The organism is Cystobacter fuscus, from assembly GCF_044360685.1.
In the GTDB taxonomy this organism is placed as follows: domain Bacteria; phylum Myxococcota; class Myxococcia; order Myxococcales; family Myxococcaceae; genus Cystobacter; species Cystobacter fuscus_C.
Map to the genome: position 1 here is coordinate 22,398 of NZ_CP043491.1, position 23,008 is coordinate 45,405.

Below are 23,008 nucleotides of genomic sequence, written 5' to 3' on the forward strand. Positions count from 1 at the left end.
CCCGAACTGACCGGATGAGAGCAGCTTGTCTGCCCGTCACCGGCGAAGCACAACATGTGCGGGAGAGCCAAAAAAGCGGATCAATCCCATCCGCATCCATGCGCCGCTGAATGGGACCAATCAACCAAGGCGGGCGGCGCGGGACGCCAGCTAGACGACCTGTCCTGTCCGTAGCGCGGCGTCATAGCCACCAGGAGCGTAGAGCGGAAGCTCCCCACGCTCGGCTGTCTTCGCCTGGTAGGCGAGCATCAACTTCTGACCATTCGCGGAGACGTTGAGCGTCAGGAACTCCTTGGCTTCGAGCTTGATGCCGTCTGGCAGCGGCAGCGAGCCACCGAAGTAGACCGAACGCTTGATGACGCCTACGGCCGCCTTGTCGCGCTTGCCCAGATGTTGGGCGAGCTCGATGGCCCTCGCGACGACGTCGGCCTTCGGCACCACCGCATCCACCGCACCGAACTCCAGTGCCTGCGCGGGCGTGAATGGCTTGCCTTCGAGGATCGCGACGAGCGAGCGATGTGACCCGACCAGCCGGGTCAGGCGCTGGCTGCCGCCGCCGCCCGGCATGATCCCCAGCAGCACTTCCGGCTGACCGATGAAGGCGTCCGTGTCGGCCATCACCCGCAGGTCGCAGGCCCATGCGAACTCCGCGCCGAGCCCCAGCGCCTGGCCCTCGAGTGCGGCGACGAACACCACGCCGATGCTGTTCATGCGAAGGAAGATCGCGTGCAGGCGGTCGAGCCCGACGTAGCCCTCCGAGGCCGCTGGCGGCGGCGCACCCGACTTCTGGCGCGCGACGAAGTCGGCGCCGCCTTCCTGCAGCCATTTCACGTCCGCATGGCTCATGAACCGCTGCGGATGCGTGCTGGTGAAGACCACCGCACGCACCTCGGGATCCTTGTCCACGCGCTCCACGAGTGCTTCGAGCTGCAGCGCCACGTCGGCGCTGAAGAGCTGCAGCGGACCGCCGTCGATGCGCACCACCAGCGTGGAGCCATGCGCTTTGATATCGAGGAGAGAGGGCGTGGCTTGTCGTTGTGTCATGTGCTGTCTTCCGTGCTTGGGTGTTTCGGATGTGACGCGTCCCTCGATTCGGTTCGATCGCCGGCGCCTCGAGGGACGGCCCGCGCCGACGGCGTTCCACTCGACCGTTCAGGGAATCCGCACCACCAGGCGTCCCCTGACCTCACCGCGCAGCAGGTGCGCGACGGTGGCGGGGACGTCGGCGAGTTCGATTTCCCGCGTGGCGGCGGCCAGCTTGGGCAGCTCGAGGTCCGTCGCGAGGCGTGCCCATGCCGCCAGCCGCAACTCGCGGGGCGCTCTCACGGTATCGATACCGGCCAGGGTGATGCCGCGGAGGATGAAGGGCGCCATCGACGTCGGCAGGTCCGGGCCCTGCGCGAGTCCGCAGGCGGCCACGACGCCGCGATAGCGCGTCTGCGCCAGAATGTTGGCGAGCGTGTGGCTGCCGACGGCGTCCACCGCGCCGGCCCAGCGCTCCGGACCCAGCGGCGGGCCGGGCCGCGCGAGGTCATTGCGGTCGATAACGTCCGCCGCGCCCAGCGCGCGAAGGTGCTCCGCCTCCGACACGCGGCCGGTGGAGGCGACGACCCGGTAGCCGAGCTTCGACAGCAGTGCGATCGCGATGGAGCCGACGCCGCCGTTCGCACCGGTGACGAGGACATCGCCGTCCTCGGGAGTCAGGCCGGAATGCTCGAGCGCGAGCACGCACAGCATGGCGCTGTAGCCGGCCGTCCCGATCGCCATGGCGTCGCGCGTGCTGAAGGCGTCGGGCACGGGGACGAGCCAGTTGGCCGGCACGCGCGCCTTCTCGGCGTAGCCGCCGTGGTGCGTCTGGCTCAGGTCCCAGCCGTTGACGAGCACGCGGTCGCCCGGCGCGAACCGGGCGTCATCCGACGACTCGACGGTGCCCGCGAGGTCGATACCGCCTACCAGCGGCAGCTTCTTGATGATCTGGCCGCGCCCTGAAAGCGCGAGTGCGTCCTTGTAGTTCACCGTCGACCATTCGACCCGGACGGTGACGTCGCCTTCGCCGAGTTCGGCGGGATCGAGGTGGGTGAGGGTCGTCGACAACCCGGCCTCTGTCTTCTCTGTCAGCAGTGCGCGAATGGGGCCTCCCATGGATGCCCACAATGCGGCGGGTACTGACAAAACCACAAGAAGGCACAATAATGGTGGTTACTACCAAGGGTGTACGTATGCGGTCCAAGTGCCATGACCCCAAGAGCGGTTGCCCTGTGGAAGCCACACTCCTATCAAGGATGTACGTATGCGGTCCAAGCGCCATGACCCCAAGAGCGGTTGCCCTGTGGAAGCCACGGTCTCGGTGATCGGCGGGCTGTGGAAGCCGTTGATCCTGTTCCACCTGATGGGCGGCACGCTGCGCTTCATGGAAATCACGCGGCGCATCCCGAAGGCCACACAACGCATGCTCACGCTGCAACTGCGCGAGCTGGAGGACGACGGCGTCGTCGTGCGCCGCGTCTATCCGCAGGTGCCGCCGAAGGTCGAGTACGAACTCACGCCGTTCGGTCGCTCATTGGCGCCGGTCCTGCTCACGCTGCGCGAATGGGGCATGACCTACCTGCGCAGTCAGGGTGTCGAACCCGATGCAATGCCGACGTGTGCGGCGAGCGAGCTGTTGGCCTCCAGAGCCAAAGCACCAGCCGCGGCTGACTAGGAAGACCGCCCCTCTGGGAAGTAGTCTCCACGTGGACGACCTCTCCAACCGCTCGCGAGAGCAGCGCATCGCCTCCGCCCATGCGCCGAGGCTCCAGGCAATCCCCGATGAAATGGCTCCTGACGTGCGTCGCGCCGGTCCTGCTCGCAGTATGGATTTTGTTCTTGAGCGCTCACGGGCCGACCTCATGGCTGGTAGTTCCTGGCGCTCTGATTGGCAGTGCCTGCGTCGCTGGCTTTTCTTTTCTGCGCTCGTTCTCTCGTCCCCTGCGAGCGCTCTCTCTCTCGCTCTATCTGCTGCCGCTGGGGCTCTTGTCTACCTATCGTGCGTCGCCGTTCTCCGTAGCGAAGACCTTCGAGATCGGCGCGCTCCCGCCGGCTTCCGCGCCTTCCGAGATGTCGATTGCCCAGCTTCCGACCGGCGCCACCTACCGCAGCGCGTCCTTTGGGTATCGCGGTGGCTCTCTCTTCGAGCCGCGAGAGTTCTCCATGACCGCGACCCTGATCAAGCACCCCAAGGGAGATCTCTTGATCGACGCCGGGTTCGGCCGGGATATCGCACGGCACCTCGCGACGCTGCCTCTCTTCTTTCGGCTCCTGACACGATACTCGCTGAACAAGACCGCGCGCGAGCAACTCCAATCGAGCGGGTATGACCCGACCCGGCTGCGCGCGATCCTTTTGACCCACTCCCACTGGGACCACATCAGCGGCGCCGCGGATTTTCCCGAAGTGCCTGTCTGGATAGCTCCCGCGGAACGAAGCTTCGTACAAGGTGAAGACTTCACCACGGCCCCGGCAAGAAGCATCAAGTCGCTGCATCTCGAAGAGTATCGATTCGATGCGCACCCCTATCTCGGCTTCGCGGAGAGCCATGATGTCTACGGAGATGGCACGGTGGTGATCGTCCCGGCGCCCGGCCATTCGCCGGGCTCTGTGATTGTCTTCGTGACGCTTCCGGACAACAAGCGCTACGCCTTTGTCGGAGACCTTGCCTGGCAACTGGAGGGCGTCACCGAGCAGGAGGAGCGCCCGCTCACGCAGCGCCTCGCGGATGTCGAGCCTCGGCTCGTTCGTGAGAACCTCGCGCATATGGCCGCGATCTCAGCGCGATACCCGGAGATGACCATCGTCGTCGCGCATGATCCGCGGAGCTTCGCGTCGATTCCGACGTTGGTGCCAAAGCCATGAGATGGGCTGGGAAGGTGTCAAAGGACTTGTTTCTTCGACCTTACCCATTTTTCCGTGCCTTGAATGCTCTGGCTCATGTGTCGAAGGGGGGGGTCAAGCTACGTCGAACGTGAGATTTATTACATTTCAACCGCATAAAAAAGGAGGAGCGGAGACACCAAGCCTGCCGCTCCCCCTCGCGATGTTTCACCACTAAACGTTAAGTGCCGAGACACTCACTCCATGTAGTTGACGAGTCTCGATATCTGAGCTGGGCCACTGCGGCTACGTACGGTGGAGCCTTCCCTCGAGAGACCGTATTCCGTCACCGAGGAGAGGTTCCACCGTAGCATTAGACCCGGGGTTCGCTGCCAATCATACTCAGTCGGCCACGCATGCTCAAGGATTTGAAATCAGAGATGTGACACAAGATCCTCCATCGAGACCTTTGCGTTTGTAAGGTATTCATCTTTGACTTGAACTCGATGGCCATTGATGGATTGCTTTCCAATGGGGAGCTTCGAAAAAGGCAAGCCCTTGGCGAATGCTACTACGCCGGTTGTCTGGAAGTCTCGAATCTCAACAAATCCCGCGTCTATTTCGCTGAATGTGAAGATTTCCGGATTGGACTTGAGCAATTTTTCGACATCCTTCTCGATTGCATCCAAGACCGCCGCGTAAGCGGATGCTGCACCCATGTACTGAGTTAGGCGATTCTTGGCGATCAAGTGCACCTTGGGAAGCGACCGCTTTGCGTCTTTCAGCTTGGTAGCAAACGCGTACGCAGAGTATATTTCCGAGGGGAGCTTGAGCCCATAGATAAGCGAGAACGCATTCTGAATCGCGCGCCGTGATGAGTCATCAGCCATCACCGGCAAAACAATCCTATCGGCTGCGGAAAGCGCGATCTGTGTATAGAGAGAGAAGCTCGGATTGCAGTCCAAGAAAACGGTGTCGTATTCATCCTTGATTTGATTGAGGAAGTCGTTCAGCCAGTCAACAACTGCGATCCAGGGATTCGTACCGGGGATCTGGTTGTTTGCCAACGTATTGACAGCGTTGGCTTGGAGCTCAAGAAGTGGGTCGCCACACACCAGGTCGATGTTTTTAGGAATCCCCTTATTGTATGCGTGTGGCTTTGTAATGAAATCGTGGGCATTGAACGGAGGGGGAGAGTATGGCGATGGCAGTCGAAGTTGGAAGTAGCCCCCCAAGCTGCATCGCGGCACCATGCCTTGTCGTGCGAGAAGCTTTTCGCTGCCCTGGTTGTTGAGGCCGCCCAGCAACAACTCGGATAGGTTTGCCTGTGGGCACACGTCGACTGCTAGCACACGCTTCTTGGGGTGCTTTTCAGCATAGCGAGTGATTGATTGAAAGGACAAACTGGTCTTTCCAGTGCCGCCTTTGTTGTTCCAGAACGCGTACTTGACGTCCATTGTCGCTCCTTCTTGTGGGGGTTTCAGGACACCGATGCGTCCATGAGGGACAATATGGCGTCCAATTCGGACATTGTAAAGTCCCGATGGCCCAGGGCGACCGCATTTCGTGTGGGATGTTTGTGCGCATGTGCGTCACAATGAAACGCATGCCCGGGTAGGCAGCCGAGCGTGCGGCATCTGCTAGGGTAGACCTTGGAGGTATCCACTCTGGCCCGACTTCTCCCGTGGCTACCGCTCGCGCTCCTCTTGGGCGCCACAGCGGCAGCTCAGCCCCAGCCCCCCATCCGCGAGCGCCAGGAGCGGCGCGTCACCCTGCCCAGCAACCCCGAAGAGCCCGGGCCAGAGGTGCGCGTGGCCGCCGGCATCGCCACGTACCTGCGCTTCGACGTGCCCGTGGACAAAGCCGCGGTGGAGGTGGAGGGACGCCCCGTCCGTTTCAAGTGGGTGGAGGTGGGAGACACCCTCATCGGCCTGGAGCCCTCGGTGGACTTGGGCACCGAGGAGAAGCTGGTGGTGCGTGTGCGCTACCGGGATGGCGCCTCCCCGGCTCGGGCCACGCTCACGCTGGTGACACGCCCCGGGGTGGTGGACAAGGAGGTGGAGGTGGTGCGCCGCCCGCGCACGCTCGAGGCGCTCGAGGCCGCGCTGGCGGAGAGTCAGGCGGAACTCGCGGTGCTGAAGGCCCAGCGCGGGGTGAGTGGGCACGCCGGACTCGTCTTCTCGGGGCAACTCGACTTGGACGGCGTACGGGCGCGGCGCGTCGAGATTGAGCTGACAGACCCCCAAAATGGCCTGAAGTACCTGAGCGGACAGGCGTACCGCGCTGGCCGCTGGGCGCTCGCCGTCGTCCGCGTGCGCAACCTGCCGGGCCAACCGTCGTGGGTGCCCGGCACCGCGCTCCTCATCCGCGCGGACGGCACCCCGGTGAAGGTGCTCTCCGTGGCCATGGACAAGGCGCAGCTCGCTCCCGGTGAGGACGGCCTCGTGGCGGTGGAAACGGAAGCGCCGTTCTGGAACGCGGAGGATCTCCTCCGCTTGGAGTTCTCGGACAAGAGCGGCACCCGGCACCTCTCCATTCCCAACGTGAAGCTGTAGGAGCGACGACGCATGACGACGCATGCCTTGCACCCGGATCAGCTCAAGCCCGGTGACATGGTGGGGCCCTGGCTCATCACCCAGGTGCTGGGGCGCGGCGGCTCCTCGCGCGTCTTCAAGGTGGAGCGCGACGGCCAGCCCTACTCCATGAAGGTGGCGCTGCGCCCCCTCTCCGACTCCCGGGCGCACCTCTTCGAGGACAAGTACCCGGAAGAGGAGTACGTGGAGGAGAAGAACACCTACCGTCGGCTGGCACGCGAGGCTGCGGCCCTCTTCACCTACTCCTCCCACCCCAACCTGCTGCGCGTGTACGGGGTGGACTTCTGGCCTAGCCCCAGCACGGGCTACCCCTTCCTCGTCACCGACTACGTGGATGGGGACACCTGGCACGAGTGGCGTTGGCGCACGCCCCCTCACGCCCTGCGGTTGGTGCGCGCCTTCAGTGACGTGGTGCGCACCGTGGGCGCGCTGCACGCGCGCGGCGTTTACCACCGGGATTTGAAGGCGGAGAACGTCCTCATCCGCCGCACGGACGGCCGCCCCTTCCTCATCGACTTCGGCACTGCGCGCCTGCCCGGCGCCCTCACCCAGACCATGGGCCTGCCCGAGGGCGTGCTGCACCTGGTGCCGCCGGAGTTGCTGGCCTACGCCCGCAGCCAAGCATGGGAGAAGGGGAAGCCCTTCCGGGGAGGAGCGAGCGCGGACTTGTACGCGCTGGGGGTGCTGCTCTACCAGGCCCTCACAGACCTGCACCCCTTCAACCCGGAGCTGCCGGACAAGGAACTGGTGGCGGCCATCGCCACCGTCCCTCCCATGGCCCCCCACCTCCTCAACCCGCTGGCTCCGCGCTCCTTGAGCGACATCGCCATGAAGCTGCTGGAGAAGCGGCCCGAGGATCGCTACCCCAGCACCGAGGCGTTGCTCCAGGCGCTGGAGGTGGCCGCGGAGAAGGGGAGTATCTCTCCCGCCTGGAAGGTGCCGATCTTCCCCGCCGAGGAGGGCCTGGAGGAGGCCGAGGAGGATCTGGAGGAGCCGCCCCAGGAGGAAGAAGAGAGGGAGCCTTCACCGAGGTGGCCGGAGCCGGAGCCCGAGGGGCCTCAAGAGGTACAGCCGCTTGTCGAGGAGCGAGAGCCGCAGCCGCAAGCCGCGAGCGCGGCTCAGGGCGCCCCCCCTCCTTCACCCGAGGAGTTGGCACGGCAGGAGCCTCCCGCCGCAGCCGCCCCTCCGCGCCGCGCCTGGAGGTCCCGGCTCCTCTTCGGAATGGTGGGCCTGAGCGTGCTCGGCCTTGCCTTGGGGTTGGTGCTCGCCACACTCGCGCCCCCGTCCGCGGCGCTGCCGCCCGGGCCTGGCCACTCCATGAAAGGAATTCCGACCATGTCCACCGCTCCCCGTTCCGCCTCCTCAAGTCTCCTCGCCGCCTGGTTGTGCGCCACCGCCGGGTTGGGGTGTCCCGCCGTGCAGGTGAAGCCGCCGGAGCCCGCTGACTGCCCCCAGGAGGCCACCGAGGCCATGTCCGAGGCGTTGAAGCTACGGACGGCCAGCCCCTTGGAGGCGATCATAGACATCAACCAGCCCGGTGAAGCCGGTGAGGCAGGCGTCTACCAGGACGGCCCCATCATCAGCCGCATTACCCAGGGAGACGGGAACCTGCCGGAGGGGACGCTGCTCCATGGCCAGCTCTGGACGGGCCCCGGCATCGACGAGGAGTGGGGGGAGAGGAGGCGGCCGGCCGTCATGGGCCGCTACACCCAGGCCGTGCTGCCGGATGGTCGGAAGTTCCCGGTGTGCATCGTGCTGGGCGACCGGGACGGGCGTATCCCCATGGCGGACGACTCCAAGCCAAGCGCCTTCCTCCTCAGCCGAAACGTGCCGGTGAGCGCCGTCTGGCGCTGGCCGTGAGCGCCGCCACGCGTTGTGGCCGCGCCCGCGCATAGGCGCTACTGGCCGACGAGCTCGCAGTCGCGCACGAGGACATCCATCATCAGTCCCGCGACGCAGCCGCGGATGGTGACGCGCGCGCCCTTTGAAAGCGAGGCCGCCTTCGTCGCCTGGGCTTTCCCAAGGGAGCACTGCACCCGGACGGCTTCGAACATGGCACCGTCGCTGAGCACCAGGTAGGCGTCGTTGAGCATGTCCTTCCTGATGTCGGTGACGGTGCCCGTCGTCTGAATGACGTGCCCCTTGAAGGTGCTGTCCGCGCGGAGCTCGTTGTCGCGGTACTCCCCGAGGAGCGTGCGGATCTCCACCTGTCGCGCCGTCTCACAGGTGGCACTCGCCGCCGTGGCGCCACGGCCCTTGAGCGCCGACACCAGCCCGCCGAGGCGAAGCAAAACAGCCCCAGGCCCCCGAAAACGAGGGCCAGCACCTTGCCGGTGGACATGCCGCGCGGGCGTGGTGTCCCGCATTTCGGACAGGCCACCGCGTCGGTGGCCACCTCAGTATTGCACTGATTGCACTTCACCAGCGCCATGTCCGCTCTCCCCAGGACGGAAGTCGATATACGACGCTAGAGACGTGACGCTAGCGTCGTGGTACGCGGTTGTAGGCGTTCCTAGGGTCCGCCGCAAGATGCCGCAGCCCCGCACACGCCGCCCGGAGAGGGTGGAGCAATACGAGAGCGCGGCCTACCGGGAGTTGCAGGCCCGGCTGGCCGCAGCCGTGCGGCACCTGCGCGAGGAGAAGGGCTGGACGCAGGAGGAGGCTGCGCACCGCTGCGGCATGACGACGCGCCTCCTGCAGCGCGTTGAGGGTGAGGACGTGAACCTTACCTTCACCACCCTCGCCCGCATCTGCGAGGGCTTGGAAGTGGATGTGGTAGAACTCTTTCAGTTGCGCAGATGAAGGTTGCTAGGAGCCTGTCGGAGTACCTCGGCTACCCACTACATGAGGGGTAGTGCGACTCAAACACACCGCTACGGTTGGTATGTAGGAGTCGTTTTTCGGCAGTACTCCGACAGGCTCCTAGGTTGGTCAGTATCCATCCGCTGTAGCCATGGCCTGGACAGACCTTGCCCCAGGAGAGAGCCGAGAGAGAAGTCGTCCACAGTGGCTACACCCAAGCCCTGCTGCCTAGCAGGCTCGGACTGCAGGTATTTATCGTGCTGGGTGGCTAGGAGGGGCGTGTCCCCAAGCGGCCCTAGCAGGCTGCTGAAAAAGGGTCGGAGCCACCGTGAATCCCCAATATATGGGGCTCAGCGCCGGAGCCCTATCCAACTGGTAGTAGGCCACTAGGGGGTCAAAGAGCTTTTTCAGCAGCCTGCTAGTTCCATGCAAAGCTCGTACGCATGTTGCAGGAACTGCCGTGAGCGCCGTTTCACGCAGGTAGCGAGAATGGGGCTGACGCGAGAACTCGCTCGCAGTACGGTCCCGCTCATGGCCAAGTTCGCGCTGGAGGCGCGGTGTGGATAGGAAGGCGTTTGAACAGCTAAGGGACCTGCCCGGAAAGAAGATCCGGAAGGACATCCGCTTAAGTCGGAAAAGAGATCTATTGCCTAATCTCACGGCCGACAACATCACTATCGAGAACGACCTTGGCGTCGAGGTCGTAATGAACATCAACTACAACGAAGAGGTCGGCTCCAAGACCATTAACGTGGTCCTTAAAGGTAGGGGACCGATCTGCCGCTTGGATGTCGACGGCCCAGCCCACCGACCGGCCGGGCGCTCTCATAAGCACTCGCTTCAGACGCCCCGCTGCCCGGACCGCAACCTACCAGACAAAGTACTTGATCGGCCAGATTTGGCGGGCAAGCCGCTACATGAATTATTTACTATTTTTTGTGAGATGGCTCATATCGAACACGAAGGGACCTTTGAATCACCGGATCTACTAGTTGGGAGTGGCCCATGATGCCTGAAATCACGCTTGAGCAACTCAACGAGGCCATGACTCATTACCCCCTAATTCGGGGAGTGGATCGTGTTCCCAAGGGACACCTTCGTATTGAGACAGACTTTTTGTACCCTGACGGCACACCAATCGAGGTGTTCTTGGTTAAGGACAAAGAGACTCCACTCATGCCATTTTCAAAGCTGTCCGACCTGGGACAAACGACAGCCTATCTACTAAACTTGTCAGTGCGCCCATGGGTGTCGGCCAAGCGGCGAACCTTTCTTGAGGACACGCTGCGTACGCACCGTGTCGAGTTGAACGGAGGGGCCTTTGAAGTCGCTGTGTCGCGGCCCGACGAGTTACCTGATGCGATCATTCGACTCGCTCAGACGTGCCTACGTGTGAGTGATCTCATATTTACGCGTCGTGTGTCGCTACAGAGCCCCTTCGTGGATCAACTCGAGGAGTTCTTCGGCGACGCCGAACTCGCCTACGAGCCAAATGCAGAACTTCCACTTCTAGGCGATCGAACTGTCGAAGTCGATTTTTTGGTCCAGGGTAAGCGCACTAACAGCGCGGTCCTTAGTCTTTCGTCGACCAACCCTTCGGCTGCGCACGCTTCAGCCAATGAGGTTTTCGCAAAGTGGTATGATATTGCAACAGCCGAACGGCCTGAAAATCGCGTTACTATTTTTGATGATAGCCATGATGTCTATAGGGATTCCGACCTCAAACGGATCGCTAAATTCTCTTCTGTTCTACCATTCTCTGAGCGTCGCCAAGTGGTTGAGTTTCTAAAGGCTGCTTGAGCCTACATCCAGCACACTGGAGAATCTGAGGCTATTTACGCACGCATCCGTTTGCGAAGGGGGCATAGTTCATGGCCCGCCGTCCATGCTGACCCGGATAAGTCCTCCGATCCCCTCAAGCAGCCGGTAGAAGAGGTACTCCGGCACCGGGCCAAACGCCTTGAAGCCGGCAGCCACCCGTTCCACCTGCTTCCGCGGCCCGTGTACCAGCAAGGCGAGGAAACCGTAGGCTAGGTGCGTGAGTTGCACCATCCGCTTCAGCCCCGTCCACGAGAGGGCGCGCACGTCCTCCAAGTCGAAGCCCTGCTTCGTGAAGCGGTTGGCCTCCTCAATGCCCCACCGCTCCAGGTAGATGTCCACCACCCTGCCGGCGTCCTCCCGCGTCCGCACGTCCTCGGTGGTGAGGATGACGAGCGGCTTTTGCCCCAGGCCGCGGGCGACGACGAGGGAGTAGCGAGTCTCGCCCAACTTCTTCGTGGAGGGGCGGCCTCCAAAGGTATACGCCGGCAGCCGCACGTCACGGACGAATCCCAGCTGGAGTTCCTGCTTCCTGCCCGTGCTCTCGGGGCGGTGGTACTTCGTGCGGTGGGTATGGGGCTGCGGCAGCAACTCCACCGCCTCGCTCACCTTCATCTTCCCGTCGGGCAGGTGGAGGAACCTGTCGTTGCTGAGCTTGATGCGCACCGCGTAGGAGAGGCCGAGCTCGTCCAGGCGCCGGAAGAAAATGTGCCCGTCGAAGCCGGAGTCGAACACCCAGAAGGCGTCGCGAGGGACGTGCGGGCTCACGGTGGAGATGGCCTCGAGCGCGGTGGCGTTCTGGCTCTTGTGCTCAGGTGAAACCTTCGAGAAAAGCCGGGAGAGGAGCGGCAGGCGCCGGCCGCGCACGCCCACGGCCTCCACGGAGACAACCTGGTAGCCGGTGGCGAGCTCGTCCTTGGAGCCGTCGTGCACGGTGGAGAGGTACGGCATTTTCCGGGCCCGCGGCTTGGCGATGTCGGTGAGGTCCACCGCGACAACCGGCCGAGGGTAGCGCTCGTCCCGGAGAATGGGAGCCACGAGGCGCAGGTAGTCCTCCTCCACGGCCGCGTCCTCGTAGCGCTCGTTGGCCAGGTTGCGTGAGAGCCGTTTCTCCGTGTGAATGAGTCGGCGTGGCTCCTCCAGAGCCCGGCCGATTTGGGAGAGGAGAACACTGCGGTTCTCCACCAACCCGAAGAGGGCCTCACGCAGGAAGCGGCGGCACGGCTTGTAGAGCCGCCCACCCACCTTCTCCACGTACGCGTCGAAACGCTCAGCGATGGACTTCTCGCGAGGCACACCCCTCCCGGCACTGGACGCGAGCCTCGGAGGTGCCTACGTTTCCCGTGTCCTTGGCCGGACGGGAGCGTGGCCCCAAGCCGCGTTCCAGCTGTGAAGGAAGGCAGGGCTGTTGGCGCAGCTCTCCTTCCTGTTAGAGGGCTGGACCTTGGCGGGTCCGGCCCTTTTCCTTTTCCCCTCGTCTCCTTCGGTTGCACCTCCCCATGACGACGTGCGCGGTCATGCCGCGGTGGCTGTCCTCGAAAATGGGGTAGGAGCCCGCAACCGCAATGGCGCAAGTGTCGGGACATGCGGATGCTGCTCGATGTCAAACATGTAACGCTGGAGTTACACCGACACTGACGCACACTGTGTGCAGATGTGATTATAGCCCTGGTGTTACGTACTTGGCCTCTGAAACGTGGCCGACTCGGCACGCTGGGCGCGGGCTCCGCACACGTGCGCCTCTCGGCATCACGCGGGGCCTTGGCGCCAAGCCGTCTACGCCACGACATTCGGCCCCTTGCCTAAAAATGAGGCCCAAAATGGCCAGAAAATTCGGCTGAAATTCGGTCGCGAAACGCCGCCCCTTCTCCGGGTTGGGCGCAACCCAGCGCTCACAGAAGGAGGCATATCCACATGGCAAATCGGAAGACGGCTGCGGAGCGGCAACAGGCGGAGCTCTACGCGGAGATCCGCGAGGAGGGGTTCTTCAAGAGCAGCATCCGCTCGTTGAGCAGCTTCAAGGAGGCAGGGGACTTCGCCCAATCCGGGCCCCGGGCTGGACAGCCAGGAGGCATGCTGTACTCGAACCTCGGATACTACCTGTACAACCACCAGTCTCCAGACGGAGCTCGCTCGTGGGAAAAGGAACTCCACGCAGAACTCGGCAAGAAGCTCATCTGGCCCACGTCGGCCAGGAGTTCTCACGCCAAGTAGGTCGAGAAGACGCCCCGTAGTCTATGTCTCCCCGGGAGTCGGCCCAGCCTCTCCTGGTGGAAGCTTTTTCGCGTCGTGAGGGCCCAATCCGGGGACCTGTTGTCCTCGGCGTTGTTGGACTCTCTCATCCTTCTCGCTGAAAGGCCGCCCCCTCAATGGCCGAGGAAAAATGGGTAAGGTCGAAACTTGTTTCGACATCTCGTCTCCTACGAATCGTCTGACACCTCCCCCGCTCGTGCCAGCACGCCTCCTACTACCTCGTTCACCTCCGCGCTGGGGCGCAGCAACAGCCGTCCCTGGAAGCACCTGGACGTCATGAAATAGAAGCACTCCTCCTGGAACATCCTCAGCGGCCAGCCCATCCCCATCCCCTACACACGAGTCACCGAGCCGGATGCGCCCGGTGGGCCAGCGCCAAGTCCTCGGAAAGACTTGAAGCGCGGTCGGTTACCCGTCCACGCCCGAGCCTCGTTCTCGCTCAAACCCCTCGTTTCGAATCCTTTGACACCGTCCCTGGCCCCACTTCCCTGGCGCGAACACTCTGGGAGCGTGGGGTGACGCTGGAGGAGGCCTCCCATCGGGCTCGGGTCTGCCGGACCAAGTCGTGCTGTCGTCCATCGGCACCCCAGGCCTGGATCGGCTCCATGATTTCCGAGCCAGGCCCCCTCCAGCCATGGCCACGGCGGTGCTGTAGGTGGCTGCTTCTCCTACGGGTTCGCCTTCATCTTCCCAAGGCAGGTATCCTAGTAGACTGTAAACGAAGTCGTTGGACATAGTCCGTGGGCCTATGGCGTCCGCTCACTCGGAGAGGGAAAGACGCATGCTCACGACTATGTCCAAGAATTTCGTGGACACTCCACTAGAGCTTGAGGACGGTGGTGACGAATACTGGCACGGACCACTGCACGTCTCTCTTGACGGGTGCCGCATCCGTGGCCTCACGCTCCACGTTCTCCCCCTTGAGTGGAACACCCAGGCGAGCCTGCAGGTTTTCCGTGAACCGGAAGTCCACGTACAGGGTCGCCTGAAAGTCGTTGAGAGGGGACACTTGGCCTTCCGCTTTCTGCAGGGCGATATTGCTTGTCAGCAACAGCCCTCCCACGAGGTGTGGCTGAAGTGTCCCATCGTTCTTGACGAGCAGTGACTTGCCGCCTACGCCCTTGTCACCTACTACCGTTAGCACGCGCGAGACGGAAGCCGTTGGCGTCAACGACCACAGGATGTCGTCCGCGAGCTCTTTGCGTCCTCGCTCCGCGCCGACTCCCGCCTGCACAGAGAAGCCGCAGAGCCGCGTTTCATAGTCGGCGCGCATGCCAATCTTTGCCCACTCGCCTCGGGGGAGTTCCTTCTCGGGTGTCTCCTCACCCTCTGCCAGGTCGGGGTTGAAACCGAAGCGCATGGGGAAAGCCTCGTATTGCAGCTGCACGCCGAACTTGGTCGTGCCGTGCTTCTGGCTGTAGCGGATGATCGCAGCCTTGAGCGACTCGTCTTCGATGCAGTCATCCGCACTCGGGGGCGAGAACTTCTCGAGCCGCTCGAGCTGTCCACTCACTGCGGACGCGCGGCGCTCCAGCTCCGTCCGGGCGGCATCTCCAGAGGGCAGGCTCTCCCGCCCGTGTTCGAGCGCCTTGCTGATGGAAGTCGCGGAGAATGCCAGTGTATAAACCTTGGCAATCTGTCCCGGCGGAAGGCTCGGCTCGGCCTCATGCCCACATGCTATCCGCGCATCGTGCCAGCTGATGTTTCCCCGGGTACTGGCCGCGGGCTCTGGCAAGGCCGGCACGAGGACCTCGCACACTTCACGGAAGTATCCCTCGTAGGTGGCCAGTTCCTTCTTGAGCTTATCCTGCTTCTTCTGGTCGAAATCGCAGCCCTGGAACTGGAAGCCCAAGGCCGCATAGGAGCCCGGCCTGTGCGAGTCCTGGAAGACGTACCCCGTGGTGACGCGCGTCCGCCCGCCCTCAAGAGATGCAACCGAGGCCGTCCACACATGGGGCCCGGTGTCGACGCCAAACAGGGAGAGCGGCGTGACGACGATTCCCGCCTCGGCGCCCTCCACGCTCGTATTGAGCGCCGCGGCCGCACGCTCCACCAGCACCGCCGAGGGTGCCTGAAAAAGCCGGGGCGTCTCATCCCTGCTTATCTTGCTAGCGACGAGGACGCCTGCGCTCGTGTCACGGTCCCAGGTAACAGCGTAGTCTGCCTCCACCTGTTTGAAGGTGGCGTCCATCACCTCGTGAAAGCGCGTCGCCGGGATGGGGACCCGGTCCGGGACCTGAGCCGCAGCTTCAACCGCAACGAGAACAACGGACGAAAGAATGAGCCACTTCATTTTCAAGTCCCCCTCTTACTCTTCCAGCGGTCTTCCATCTCCTTCCCCTCCTCGGTGCTGTCCACCTCGACCGGTTCCGAGTCTTCGAGCGTCGCCTCTGCTTTCAAATTCTTCAGCTTCAACCCTGGAAAGAGCAGCGTCCAACTGAAGTTGTAGCTGCCAGACCTCGGTGCGGCGAACTCCACGGAGATTGAGCCCTTCTGCTCGGGCCTGGGAGTCCCCAGCTTGACGGGAATGTCATTGCACGTGAGCCGCTCCAGCGTGGCTTTATCTGCCTTGGGCGACCACGACACTTTGAAGATGACACGCTCCATTGTCTGCAGCACCGCAGCGATGGGTTTGGGCATGAGCCATTCTGTACTCTGCCAGCGATATGAAGTCCAATTATTGATACCAGAAGTGCGCGTTAATCCCCTCACGGTCCCACCTGCACCGCATCCTCGTGGTGGTCATGTTCGGCCCACCGAACGTGCCCGGCCAGGGCTCCCGCGCGGGCTCCAGCTTTGGAATCAGGAATCGCTGGAAGCACGTCTGGCGGTAGGCGAACGGGGGATCGCACTCGCCGCACATCTGGGCTCCGTCCATCACTATCAGACTTCCCGGGCCCGGCTCCATCAACTGTGGCAGGCTCGCCGGGGTATAGGCCAGCGCTCCCCAAGCAGGTGCGGAAGAAAAGAGCGTGATGCTCCTCCAGGAAGGAGCAGAGGAGGCGAGCGTGGAGCGAGGCAGGAGCCGAGGAAGGAGAGGACGCCACCAGTAGACTTTCGCGGGGCTGCTGCGCAGGACATTCGCGGTGACGTGTTCGCCTGCGGCAGGTGTGGAGGCACGACGGGTGCTGGCATACGTGAAGCAAGCGGGAGGGGTGCACACGATTTTGGAGCACCTGGGACTGACCACGGTAAGTGCGAGCTTGGCCCCGGCACGAGCACCACCTCAGGGCGTAGGGTGTTGAGGCTTACGCCGCCACAGCCAAGAGACCTAGTGCCCCTGCCACGCCCCTCATGGGAGGGCGGCCTGGACAGGCATGACCAAGGAGGCTGCGTGGCTTCTCCTCCGACCCGGCACACACCCGTCAGCGGCCATCCTCGGCCCCGCTGCACCAGCCCTCCCCCTCAACACGGCCTCTATCCTGCCTATACGCCAACGGATTTGGTCCAAATTTGGTCCGACAAGAACCGATTTGGTCCCCTGATGCGAGCCGTGCTTCCTTTTTAGGAGTGGGTTCGACTTGAGGCGGCGGGCAGCCTCTATTGGAGGCGGCGAGAATCGAACGCGCCGCCTGGCACTCCCAGAGGGGGGGGCGGCGGAGTTTCGTGGGAGACTGGCGGTAGCGTGTGCTCTGGCGCGGTGTGACCGGGGAGGGGCAGGTGGGGTCGAAAGGGGCGCCTCGGAGATTCGCGGACCGCGGATTGCCGTTGGCATGCATCAGGAGTCGAGGAAGCGGCGCCACCATGACTGAGTCTCGGAGGGAAAAGCGCCCACCAGGGAGTAGCCCTCCGGACACATGGACAGCCAGGGTTCCAAGGCTCGTGCCAGCTCCCGATAGTCAGGCAGGGAGTCGCCCCGAGACGTGTCTCCCGCCTTTGGCCACGGCCCGAGTGTCACCACGGCTCGTCCTCCCTCCATCTCCTGGACATGGGTGTCCGGGGAGTGCAGCCGGTCCTGGAGACCACCAATCCCTCCTACTTCGCCGAGCAGGGACTGGCCCAGGAGGTTGATCCAATGAACACCATCAATCCGCCGTCCCAGTGACGTACTTCCATGGGTCACGTCGATCCCCGGATGGCGAAAGGCTTCTTCACGAATCTCCCCAAAAGAGGAAGTGAAGGCGTGGGTGGAGGAAAAGGCGAGGCCCGCGTGCCCCGACGAGAACGGCAACAGGGCGGCCAGTTCCAGAATCAACTCCCGCATCCTCTTGGGTCCTCGTTCTTCCAGGTACTCCGTGGGCCAGGAAAAGCTCACCAGGCTGACGGTGTTGCCCGGATCACGCCAGGGCAGACGGGCCCGATAGAAGAAGCCATAACCACTGACCCCCGTGGTTCCACCCGACAATTCCACGGCGCGCTCGAATTGATTCTTGATGTATCGGTGGGCCTCCTGGGGATTCTCCATGTCATCGAGGAAGCGATCCCCTCGGGGTGGGGCCATCACGGCGCGGATGATCTCCCAGTTGTCGTCGTCCAGCGGGAAGGGCTCGGTCTCGAGGTCATACCACTCAGAGAGAATCTCAGGCCCTTGTCCGATGGTGCGCAAGTAGAGGTCGAGCGCCTGACGCACGGAGAGCGCGAGGTCCTGGTGGTCGAAGGGCAGATGCAGGACGAGCCGGACCACTTCGCGCCGGACCAAGCGCTCCTGTCCCGACTGGGACGAGTCAATGCGGATGCGAGGAATCGGGTGGCTCACCAAGCGGAACAGGAGTACCGGTGAATGCCCCACTCGTCCACCAGTTCTCAGGCGGCCTGGGCCACACGCCCCGCCGAGGCGCGTGCCGCGGCCACCGCCGCGTCGATGTCCAGCTTGCCGCTCGAGCTCACCTTGCCCTTGAGGTCCGGATCCTTCTCCGTGGTGGCCACCAACATGTCGCGCACCTCCGCGGCCGTCAGCTTCGGGTTCTCCGCGAACATCAGCGCCGCGGTGGCCGCCACGCGCGGGGTCGCCATCGACGTGCCGCTCATCTCCTCCCAGTCGCCGCCGGGCACCGTGCTCAGCACGTCCTCGCCCACCGCCGCCATCTCCACCACCTTGTCCCCGTGCGAGGAGAAGCGCGCCAGCTTGTCATTGCGCTTGTCCATGGACGCCACCGTCAGCACGTTGGGCAGGTCCAGGTTCGCCGGGAAGTCCTTCACGTTGTTCATGTTGCTGCCATTGCCATTCGCCGTGGCCGCCACCAGCAGGATGTCCGCGTCCGCCAGCTTCTGCACTGCCTCCTTCCAGCGCTTCTGCGAGGCCGCGTCCCGGTACTCGTCGCCGAAGCTCGCGTTCACCGCGCGGATGTTCGCCCCCTTGCTCTTCAGGTCCACCACGTAGTCCACCGAGCGCTCGAAGTTCGTCAGTAGATCCGCCCCGTCGTAGATGCCTCCCACCGACAGGATCTGCGCCTTGCCCGCCGCCACGCCGGTGTTGCCCTGCCCGTTGTCCGCCGCGGCGATGATGCCCGCCACGTGCGTGCCGTGATCCGTCCCCTCGCCCCGGAGCGGATCCCCCGAGCCAAAACCCACGTTGAAGCCGTGGATGTCGTCCTGGATGCCGTTGCCATCGTTGTCGAGCCCGTCACCCGCGACCTCCCAGGGATTGGTCCACATGGAGTCCTTCAGGTCCGTGTGGTTCCAGTCCACCCCGCCATCGAACACGGCCACCACCGGCGGGCCCGACAGGGGCACCGGCTTGGAGTCCCCCACGCTCTTCAGTGACGCCGTCTTCGACAGCAGCGCGGCGGGCTGGGTCTCCGTGCCGCTCGGGCGCCGGCCCGTGGGCCGATCCACGAAGTTCGAGCGCGCCGACGCGTCGAAGCCATCCGCCTTCGGAGTGGTGGGAGCGCGCGGAGCCTCGACCGGAGCGCGCACGGCGGGCGCCTCGGTGCGCACGCGCGACGACGGCAGGGACGAGGTGGAGATCTTGGAGAGGGTCGTCATGGTGGAAACCTCGGGAGCGCTGTCGAAGGGGGATGATGTGTGAGCCTGACTCCTGATTTGTCGGCGCATGGCGTCAAATGTTTCCCCATTCTGTATATTTCATGATTTCCACCCACATTTACCTCCCATCACTTACCTCTCGAGAACCGAGAAGATCGGGCCTACCTTCGCACCCTCACCCTTGGACGAGAGGGAGTCCCCATGAAACGCCGTCCCTCGCACCGCGTGGCGGGCGCGCTGCTGTGGCTGGCCGCGTGTCAAAGACAGACACCGGAGCCCCCGCCGAGCCCTCCGCTACCGCCCGGGAGCGCCGTCCTGCTCGCGGTGGGGGACATCGCGAGCTGCGACTCGGACGGGGACGAGGCCACGGCGGCGCTGCTGGACGTGCTGCCAGGGGAGATCGCCACGCTGGGGGACACCGTCTACCCGGAGGGCACGGCGGAGGCGTTCGCCCGGTGCTACGCGCCCTCGTGGGGGCGGCACAAGGCACGCACGCACCCGGTGCCGGGCAACCACGACTACCTCGTGGAGGGAGCGGGGCCGTACTTCGACTACTTCGGCGCGGCCGCGGGGGCGCGGGGCCAGGGCTATTACAGCTACGAGGTGGGCACCTGGCACGTGGTGGCGCTCAACACCGAGCTGCGCGCGGAGGCCGTCGAGGAGCAGGTGCGCTGGCTGCGCGAGGACCTGAAGGCGCACCCGGCGCGCTGCACGCTGGCGTACATGCACCGGCCCCTGTTCACGTCGATGCGGGAGCGCGACAACGGCTTCGTGCGGCCCTTGTGGGAGGCGCTGGACGAGGCGGGCGCGGAGGTGGTGCTCGCGGGCCACGATCACTTCTACGAGCGCTTCGCGCCCCAGACGCCCGGCGGCGAGGTGGATGCCGGGCGCGGCCTGCGCGAGTTCGTGGTGGGCACGGGAGGCCGGTCCTTCTATCCCCTGGAGCCCGCTCCGGCGAACAGCGAGCGGCGCATCGGCGACCGCTACGGCCTGTTGCGGCTCACGCTGGAGGAGGGCGCGTATGGCTGGGAGTTCCTCCAGGTGGGCGGGGGCATCGGGGACCAGGGCCGGGGCGCGTGTCACTGAGCGCCCCGGGGCCCGCGCTCACTTGTTCTTCTTCACCAGCTTCACCTTCGCGGGCTTCTTCGCCCCCCGGCACACGGGGTGGGGCTTCTTCTGCGCCTCGGCGAGCACGTACGAGCGCTTGCCGCTGCACGCCACGCGCAACTCCGGGTTGTCCTCCCGGGGCACGCGGAACACCTTCGCGCTCGCGCCACGCAGCTGCTCGTGCTGCCACCACACGTGGGCACGGTCCTTCCCATACATCCCCTCGCCACACTCCGCGGCGGGCAGCCGCCCCTGCACCGAGGCGAAGGTGGGCGCATGCGCCCCATCCAGCGAGCGCGTGCCGAAGAAGACGCGGCCCGCGTAGCGCACGAAGCCGCACCCCAGCTCCTCGTACCCCGCCCCCTCGTCGCGCGGCACGGCGACGAAGGCGGGCAGCGCGGGCCGGTCCGTGTGGTTGAGGTAGAAGAAGCGCGCGTCGCGCGGCCGGCACGTCTGCCCCACCTCGAAGGTCTCCGCGTCCGCCAGGTCCAGGCGCGTGAGCACCTCGCCGCGCTCGCCCCCCGGCTCCTCGTCGGAGTCCCCCGCGGTGAGCGCCTTGTGCCAGTAGATGCTCGTGGCGTAGCGGAAGAAGCCGCACCCGAGCGGCTTGAAGGAGTCCGGCGCGAAGGGGATGGCCGGTCTGTCCTTCACTGGACGTTGCAGCAGCAGGGTGCAGCCCCGCCGCACCCGCGTCCCATCCGCGTAGAAGCCGTGCCCGAGCGGCTGCAACTGGCCCTCGAGCGGGCCCACGTCCTTGTTCCCACAGTGGGTGATGGTCTCCTCCACGGGCGGAGGAGCGGACTGGAGCGCGTCGGCGCGCTCGGCCGCGGGGGCCGCCGTCGGGGGTACCGCCGCGGGCGCCTCGTCCTGGGCGCGCGCGAAGGAGCCCATGGGGAGCGTTCCCAGGAGGAACGCCAGGGGGGCCCCGAACCGTCGATGCTTCGTGCTTCCCATATGCGGCGCATCATGGCGTGTCTTGGCGCCCGAGCGTGAAGAAACCCGCGTGTGGTGCGCCCCGGACGCACGCACGGAAGGCGGGCACTCGGGGCCCGGCGTGGGGGCCGCATGGTAGCGTGGACCCGTCTTCCCCGAATTCCGGAACAGCCCCCATGCGAACGTCCGTCCTCCCCCTTCCGCGACTCACGCCGCTGCTGCTGGCGGCGCTGGTGGCCCTGTCGGGCTGCCGCCCCACTCCCACCGAGGTCTACACCGAGGTCGAGTTCGACGTGACGGTGCCCCCGGAGACCCCCGCCAACGCCCAGATCTTCCTCCAGGGCGAGCACCCCGCCTTCCGGGCCTCCGCGCGGGGCCTGGAGCTGTTCTACCAGGGCGGCCAGCTCTTCTCGGCCCGGGCGAAGCTGCCCGAGGGTGAGGAGGTCACCTTCACGGCGAAGATGGCCTCGCCCCAGGAGCAGGTGCCGCTGGAGCTGTCGGGACGGCCGGCGGGCTCCTGGCGGTACGCCGCGCGCGCCGACGAGGAGAAGGCGGGCTTCACCGTGGAGCGCTGGGGCCCACCCGAGGGGCTCACCGGCCCGCAGACGGTCTTCCTCGTGACGGTGCCCGCGACGACGCCCCCGGACGACACCCTCTGGTTGTCCGGCGCCCAACCCGAGCTGGGGGAGTGGAATGGCGCCGGCGTGAAGTTGCACAAGGCCATGGACAATCGGTACGCCGCTTCCCTCTCCTTCCAACCGGGCACATTATTGGCCTTCAAGGCGACGCGCGGTTCGTGGGCGACGGTGGAGAAGGACATGCTGGGACAAGAGATAGAGGATCACGTGTTCAGGACCGGCGAGGGCTACGAGCACGTCCCCTTCACCGTGGAGTGGTGGGCGGACTTCGGCAGTGTGCCGCCCCCCCAGGTGCGCACCGGCCTCATCGACTACCTGTTCGGGGTAAAGCCCAAGGACGAGACGCTCCGGGAGCGCGACGTCATCGTGTGGCTGCCGCCCGGCTATGACAAGGAAGAGAACGCCTCGCGCCACTACCCCGTGCTGTACATGCACGACGGGCAGAACCTGATGGACGCCACCACGGCGGCGTACGGCAGGGAGTGGAACGTGGACGAGACGGCGCAGCAGCTCGTCGAGGCGGGCGAGGTGGAGCCGCTCATCATCGTGGGCGTCTACAACGCCGAGGAGGAGCGCATCGCCGAGTACACGCACGTGCCCTTCCCGCCCAAATACTCCGACGCCGGCCGCGCGGACGCGTACGGCAGGTTCCTCGTGGAGGAGCTCAAGCCGCTCATCGATGCCAGGTACCGCACCCGGAAGGACGCGGCCTCCACGGGCCTGGCGGGCTCGTCGCTCGGGGGGCTCGTGTCGCTCTACCTGGGCCTCGAGTACCCCAACACCTTCACCCGGCTGGGCGTCATCTCGCCCTCCGTGTGGTGGGCGGACCGGGACATCATCCAGCGCGTGGAGCAGCTCAACGGCCCGCTGCCCCTGCGCATCTGGGAGGACATCGGCACCGACGAGGGCACGGGCGAAGAGGCGGAGACGGAGACCGACGCCGAGGACCTGTACAAGGCGCTGAAGGCCAAGGGCTGGAGCGACGCGAACCTGAAGTACACCGTGGTGCAGGGCGGCCGGCACAACGAGAAGGCCTGGTCCGAGCGCTTCGGAGACATCCTGCGCTTCCTCTTCCCGCCCACGCCCTGA

22 protein-coding genes are annotated in these 23,008 nt (G+C 64.8%); 10 read left to right on the forward strand and 12 right to left on the reverse strand.

Annotated elements, in window-relative coordinates; genetic code table 11:
* Positions 1 to 150: 150 nt before the first annotated feature.
* Both F0U63_RS00130 and F0U63_RS00135 read right to left on the reverse strand, forming a co-directional pair.
* The gene (locus F0U63_RS00130; protein WP_395842405.1) at positions 151 to 1,044 is read right to left on the reverse strand and encodes an enoyl-CoA hydratase/isomerase family protein; all 894 of its coding nucleotides are present in this window, start codon (positions 1,042 to 1,044) and stop codon (positions 151 to 153) included.
* A gap of 108 nt (positions 1,045 to 1,152) precedes the next feature.
* A complete protein-coding gene (locus F0U63_RS00135; RefSeq protein WP_395842408.1) occupies positions 1,153 to 2,142 on the reverse strand; it encodes an MDR family oxidoreductase in 990 nt (329 codons plus the stop codon).
* Positions 2,143 to 2,290: 148 nt separating this feature from the next.
* On the opposite strand from F0U63_RS00135, the gene F0U63_RS00140 reads away from it, so the two are divergent.
* Positions 2,291 to 2,701: a winged helix-turn-helix transcriptional regulator gene (locus F0U63_RS00140; RefSeq protein WP_395842411.1), complete on the forward strand. Its 411-nt coding sequence runs from the start codon at positions 2,291 to 2,293 to the stop codon at positions 2,699 to 2,701.
* A 107-nt stretch (positions 2,702 to 2,808) separates the two neighbouring features.
* Positions 2,809 to 3,891: an MBL fold metallo-hydrolase gene (locus F0U63_RS00145; protein ID WP_395842414.1), complete on the forward strand. Its 1,083-nt coding sequence runs from the start codon at positions 2,809 to 2,811 to the stop codon at positions 3,889 to 3,891.
* A 392-nt stretch (positions 3,892 to 4,283) separates the two neighbouring features.
* Here the strand turns inward: F0U63_RS00145 and F0U63_RS00150 are convergent, their stop codons facing one another.
* The gene (locus F0U63_RS00150; RefSeq protein ID WP_395842416.1) at positions 4,284 to 5,306 is read right to left on the reverse strand and encodes a ParA family protein; all 1,023 of its coding nucleotides are present in this window, start codon (positions 5,304 to 5,306) and stop codon (positions 4,284 to 4,286) included.
* Positions 5,307 to 5,555: 249 nt separating this feature from the next.
* Between F0U63_RS00150 and F0U63_RS00155 the strand changes: the two genes are divergently transcribed.
* Positions 5,556 to 6,404: a DUF2381 family protein gene (locus F0U63_RS00155; protein WP_395842418.1), complete on the forward strand. Its 849-nt coding sequence runs from the start codon at positions 5,556 to 5,558 to the stop codon at positions 6,402 to 6,404.
* A gap of 12 nt (positions 6,405 to 6,416) precedes the next feature.
* Positions 6,417 to 8,303 carry a serine/threonine protein kinase gene (locus F0U63_RS00160; protein WP_395842421.1) on the forward strand — a complete coding sequence of 629 codons (1,887 nt, stop codon included), beginning with the start codon at positions 6,417 to 6,419 and terminating at the stop codon, positions 8,301 to 8,303.
* 38 nt (positions 8,304 to 8,341) lie between these two features.
* Here F0U63_RS00160 and F0U63_RS00165 read toward each other — a convergent pair whose 3' ends face one another.
* Positions 8,342 to 8,734, reverse strand: a complete 393-nt coding sequence (locus F0U63_RS00165; RefSeq protein WP_395842424.1) for a hypothetical protein — start codon at positions 8,732 to 8,734, stop codon at positions 8,342 to 8,344.
* Between the two features lie 271 nt (positions 8,735 to 9,005).
* On the opposite strand from F0U63_RS00165, the gene F0U63_RS00170 reads away from it, so the two are divergent.
* From F0U63_RS00170 to F0U63_RS00180, 3 genes are all read left to right on the forward strand, one after another.
* On the forward strand, positions 9,006 to 9,245 hold the full coding sequence (locus F0U63_RS00170; protein ID WP_395842426.1) for a helix-turn-helix domain-containing protein: 240 nt from the start codon (positions 9,006 to 9,008) through the stop codon (positions 9,243 to 9,245).
* Positions 9,246 to 9,804: 559 nt separating this feature from the next.
* Entirely contained in the window at positions 9,805 to 10,254 is a 450-nt protein-coding gene (locus F0U63_RS00175; RefSeq protein WP_395842428.1) for a hypothetical protein, read from the forward strand.
* Entirely contained in the window at positions 10,251 to 11,045 is a 795-nt protein-coding gene (locus tag F0U63_RS00180) for a DUF1828 domain-containing protein (protein WP_395842430.1), read from the forward strand. Before F0U63_RS00175 ends, F0U63_RS00180 begins: the two co-directional genes overlap by 4 nt.
* Positions 11,046 to 11,114: 69 nt before the next feature.
* Here the strand turns inward: F0U63_RS00180 and F0U63_RS00185 are convergent, their stop codons facing one another.
* On the reverse strand, positions 11,115 to 12,359 hold the full coding sequence (locus F0U63_RS00185) for a transposase (protein ID WP_395842433.1): 1,245 nt from the start codon (positions 12,357 to 12,359) through the stop codon (positions 11,115 to 11,117).
* A gap of 618 nt (positions 12,360 to 12,977) precedes the next feature.
* Here F0U63_RS00185 and F0U63_RS00190 point away from each other — a divergent pair.
* The gene (locus F0U63_RS00190; RefSeq protein ID WP_395842435.1) at positions 12,978 to 13,277 is read left to right on the forward strand and encodes a hypothetical protein; all 300 of its coding nucleotides are present in this window, start codon (positions 12,978 to 12,980) and stop codon (positions 13,275 to 13,277) included.
* Positions 13,278 to 13,483: 206 nt separating this feature from the next.
* Here the strand turns inward: F0U63_RS00190 and F0U63_RS00195 are convergent, their stop codons facing one another.
* The 5 genes from F0U63_RS00195 to F0U63_RS00215 all read right to left on the reverse strand — a co-directional run bounded on the left by F0U63_RS00195 (position 13,484) and on the right by F0U63_RS00215 (position 19,241).
* Entirely contained in the window at positions 13,484 to 13,639 is a 156-nt protein-coding gene (locus F0U63_RS00195; protein ID WP_395842437.1) for a hypothetical protein, read from the reverse strand.
* 497 nt (positions 13,640 to 14,136) lie between these two features.
* Positions 14,137 to 15,609: a hypothetical protein gene (locus F0U63_RS00200; RefSeq protein WP_395842440.1), complete on the reverse strand. Its 1,473-nt coding sequence runs from the start codon at positions 15,607 to 15,609 to the stop codon at positions 14,137 to 14,139.
* 2 nt (positions 15,610 to 15,611) lie between these two features.
* On the reverse strand, positions 15,612 to 15,956 hold the full coding sequence (locus tag F0U63_RS00205; RefSeq protein WP_395842442.1) for a hypothetical protein: 345 nt from the start codon (positions 15,954 to 15,956) through the stop codon (positions 15,612 to 15,614).
* A gap of 1,078 nt (positions 15,957 to 17,034) precedes the next feature.
* Positions 17,035 to 17,955 (reverse strand): type VI immunity family protein, encoded by a 921-nt coding sequence (locus F0U63_RS00210; RefSeq protein WP_395842444.1) that lies wholly within the window; start codon positions 17,953 to 17,955, stop codon positions 17,035 to 17,037.
* Between the two features lie 104 nt (positions 17,956 to 18,059).
* The gene (locus F0U63_RS00215; protein ID WP_395842446.1) at positions 18,060 to 19,241 is read right to left on the reverse strand and encodes a S8 family peptidase; all 1,182 of its coding nucleotides are present in this window, start codon (positions 19,239 to 19,241) and stop codon (positions 18,060 to 18,062) included.
* Between the two features lie 201 nt (positions 19,242 to 19,442).
* Here F0U63_RS00215 and F0U63_RS00220 point away from each other — a divergent pair, with 201 nt between their 5' ends.
* On the forward strand, positions 19,443 to 20,327 hold the full coding sequence (locus F0U63_RS00220; RefSeq protein ID WP_395842449.1) for a metallophosphoesterase family protein: 885 nt from the start codon (positions 19,443 to 19,445) through the stop codon (positions 20,325 to 20,327).
* Positions 20,328 to 20,345: 18 nt separating this feature from the next.
* On the opposite strand, the gene F0U63_RS00225 is transcribed toward F0U63_RS00220, so the two are convergent.
* Complete coding sequence (locus tag F0U63_RS00225; protein ID WP_395842452.1) at positions 20,346 to 21,239, reverse strand: hypothetical protein; 894 nt, start codon at positions 21,237 to 21,239, stop codon at positions 20,346 to 20,348.
* Between the two features lie 430 nt (positions 21,240 to 21,669).
* Complete coding sequence (locus tag F0U63_RS00230) at positions 21,670 to 22,011, reverse strand: hypothetical protein (protein WP_395842455.1); 342 nt, start codon at positions 22,009 to 22,011, stop codon at positions 21,670 to 21,672.
* A gap of 88 nt (positions 22,012 to 22,099) precedes the next feature.
* Between F0U63_RS00230 and F0U63_RS00235 the strand changes: the two genes are divergently transcribed.
* Entirely contained in the window at positions 22,100 to 23,008 is a 909-nt protein-coding gene (locus F0U63_RS00235; RefSeq protein ID WP_395842458.1) for an alpha/beta hydrolase, read from the forward strand.

Coding starts and splice junctions, on each gene's coding strand:
- F0U63_RS00145 (WP_395842414.1), top strand. CDS start 2,809: ATGAAATGGCTCCTGACGTGCGTCGCGCCGGTCCTGCTCGCAGTATGG.
- F0U63_RS00225 (WP_395842452.1), bottom strand. CDS start 21,239: ATGGGCTCCTTCGCGCGCGCCCAGGACGAGGCGCCCGCGGCGGTACCC.
- F0U63_RS00235 (WP_395842458.1), top strand. CDS start 22,100: ATGCTGGGACAAGAGATAGAGGATCACGTGTTCAGGACCGGCGAGGGC.
- F0U63_RS00130 (WP_395842405.1), bottom strand. CDS start 1,044: ATGACACAACGACAAGCCACGCCCTCTCTCCTCGATATCAAAGCGCAT.
- F0U63_RS00160 (WP_395842421.1), top strand. CDS start 6,417: ATGACGACGCATGCCTTGCACCCGGATCAGCTCAAGCCCGGTGACATG.
- F0U63_RS00140 (WP_395842411.1), top strand. CDS start 2,291: ATGCGGTCCAAGCGCCATGACCCCAAGAGCGGTTGCCCTGTGGAAGCC.
- F0U63_RS00180 (WP_395842430.1), top strand. CDS start 10,251: ATGATGCCTGAAATCACGCTTGAGCAACTCAACGAGGCCATGACTCAT.
- F0U63_RS00205 (WP_395842442.1), bottom strand. CDS start 15,956: ATGCCCAAACCCATCGCTGCGGTGCTGCAGACAATGGAGCGTGTCATC.
- F0U63_RS00220 (WP_395842449.1), top strand. CDS start 19,443: ATGAAACGCCGTCCCTCGCACCGCGTGGCGGGCGCGCTGCTGTGGCTG.
- F0U63_RS00150 (WP_395842416.1), bottom strand. CDS start 5,306: ATGGACGTCAAGTACGCGTTCTGGAACAACAAAGGCGGCACTGGAAAG.
- F0U63_RS00195 (WP_395842437.1), bottom strand. CDS start 13,639: ATGGGCTGGCCGCTGAGGATGTTCCAGGAGGAGTGCTTCTATTTCATG.
- F0U63_RS00135 (WP_395842408.1), bottom strand. CDS start 2,142: ATGGGAGGCCCCATTCGCGCACTGCTGACAGAGAAGACAGAGGCCGGG.
- F0U63_RS00215 (WP_395842446.1), bottom strand. CDS start 19,241: ATGACGACCCTCTCCAAGATCTCCACCTCGTCCCTGCCGTCGTCGCGC.
- F0U63_RS00200 (WP_395842440.1), bottom strand. CDS start 15,609: ATGAAGTGGCTCATTCTTTCGTCCGTTGTTCTCGTTGCGGTTGAAGCT.
- F0U63_RS00190 (WP_395842435.1), top strand. CDS start 12,978: ATGGCAAATCGGAAGACGGCTGCGGAGCGGCAACAGGCGGAGCTCTAC.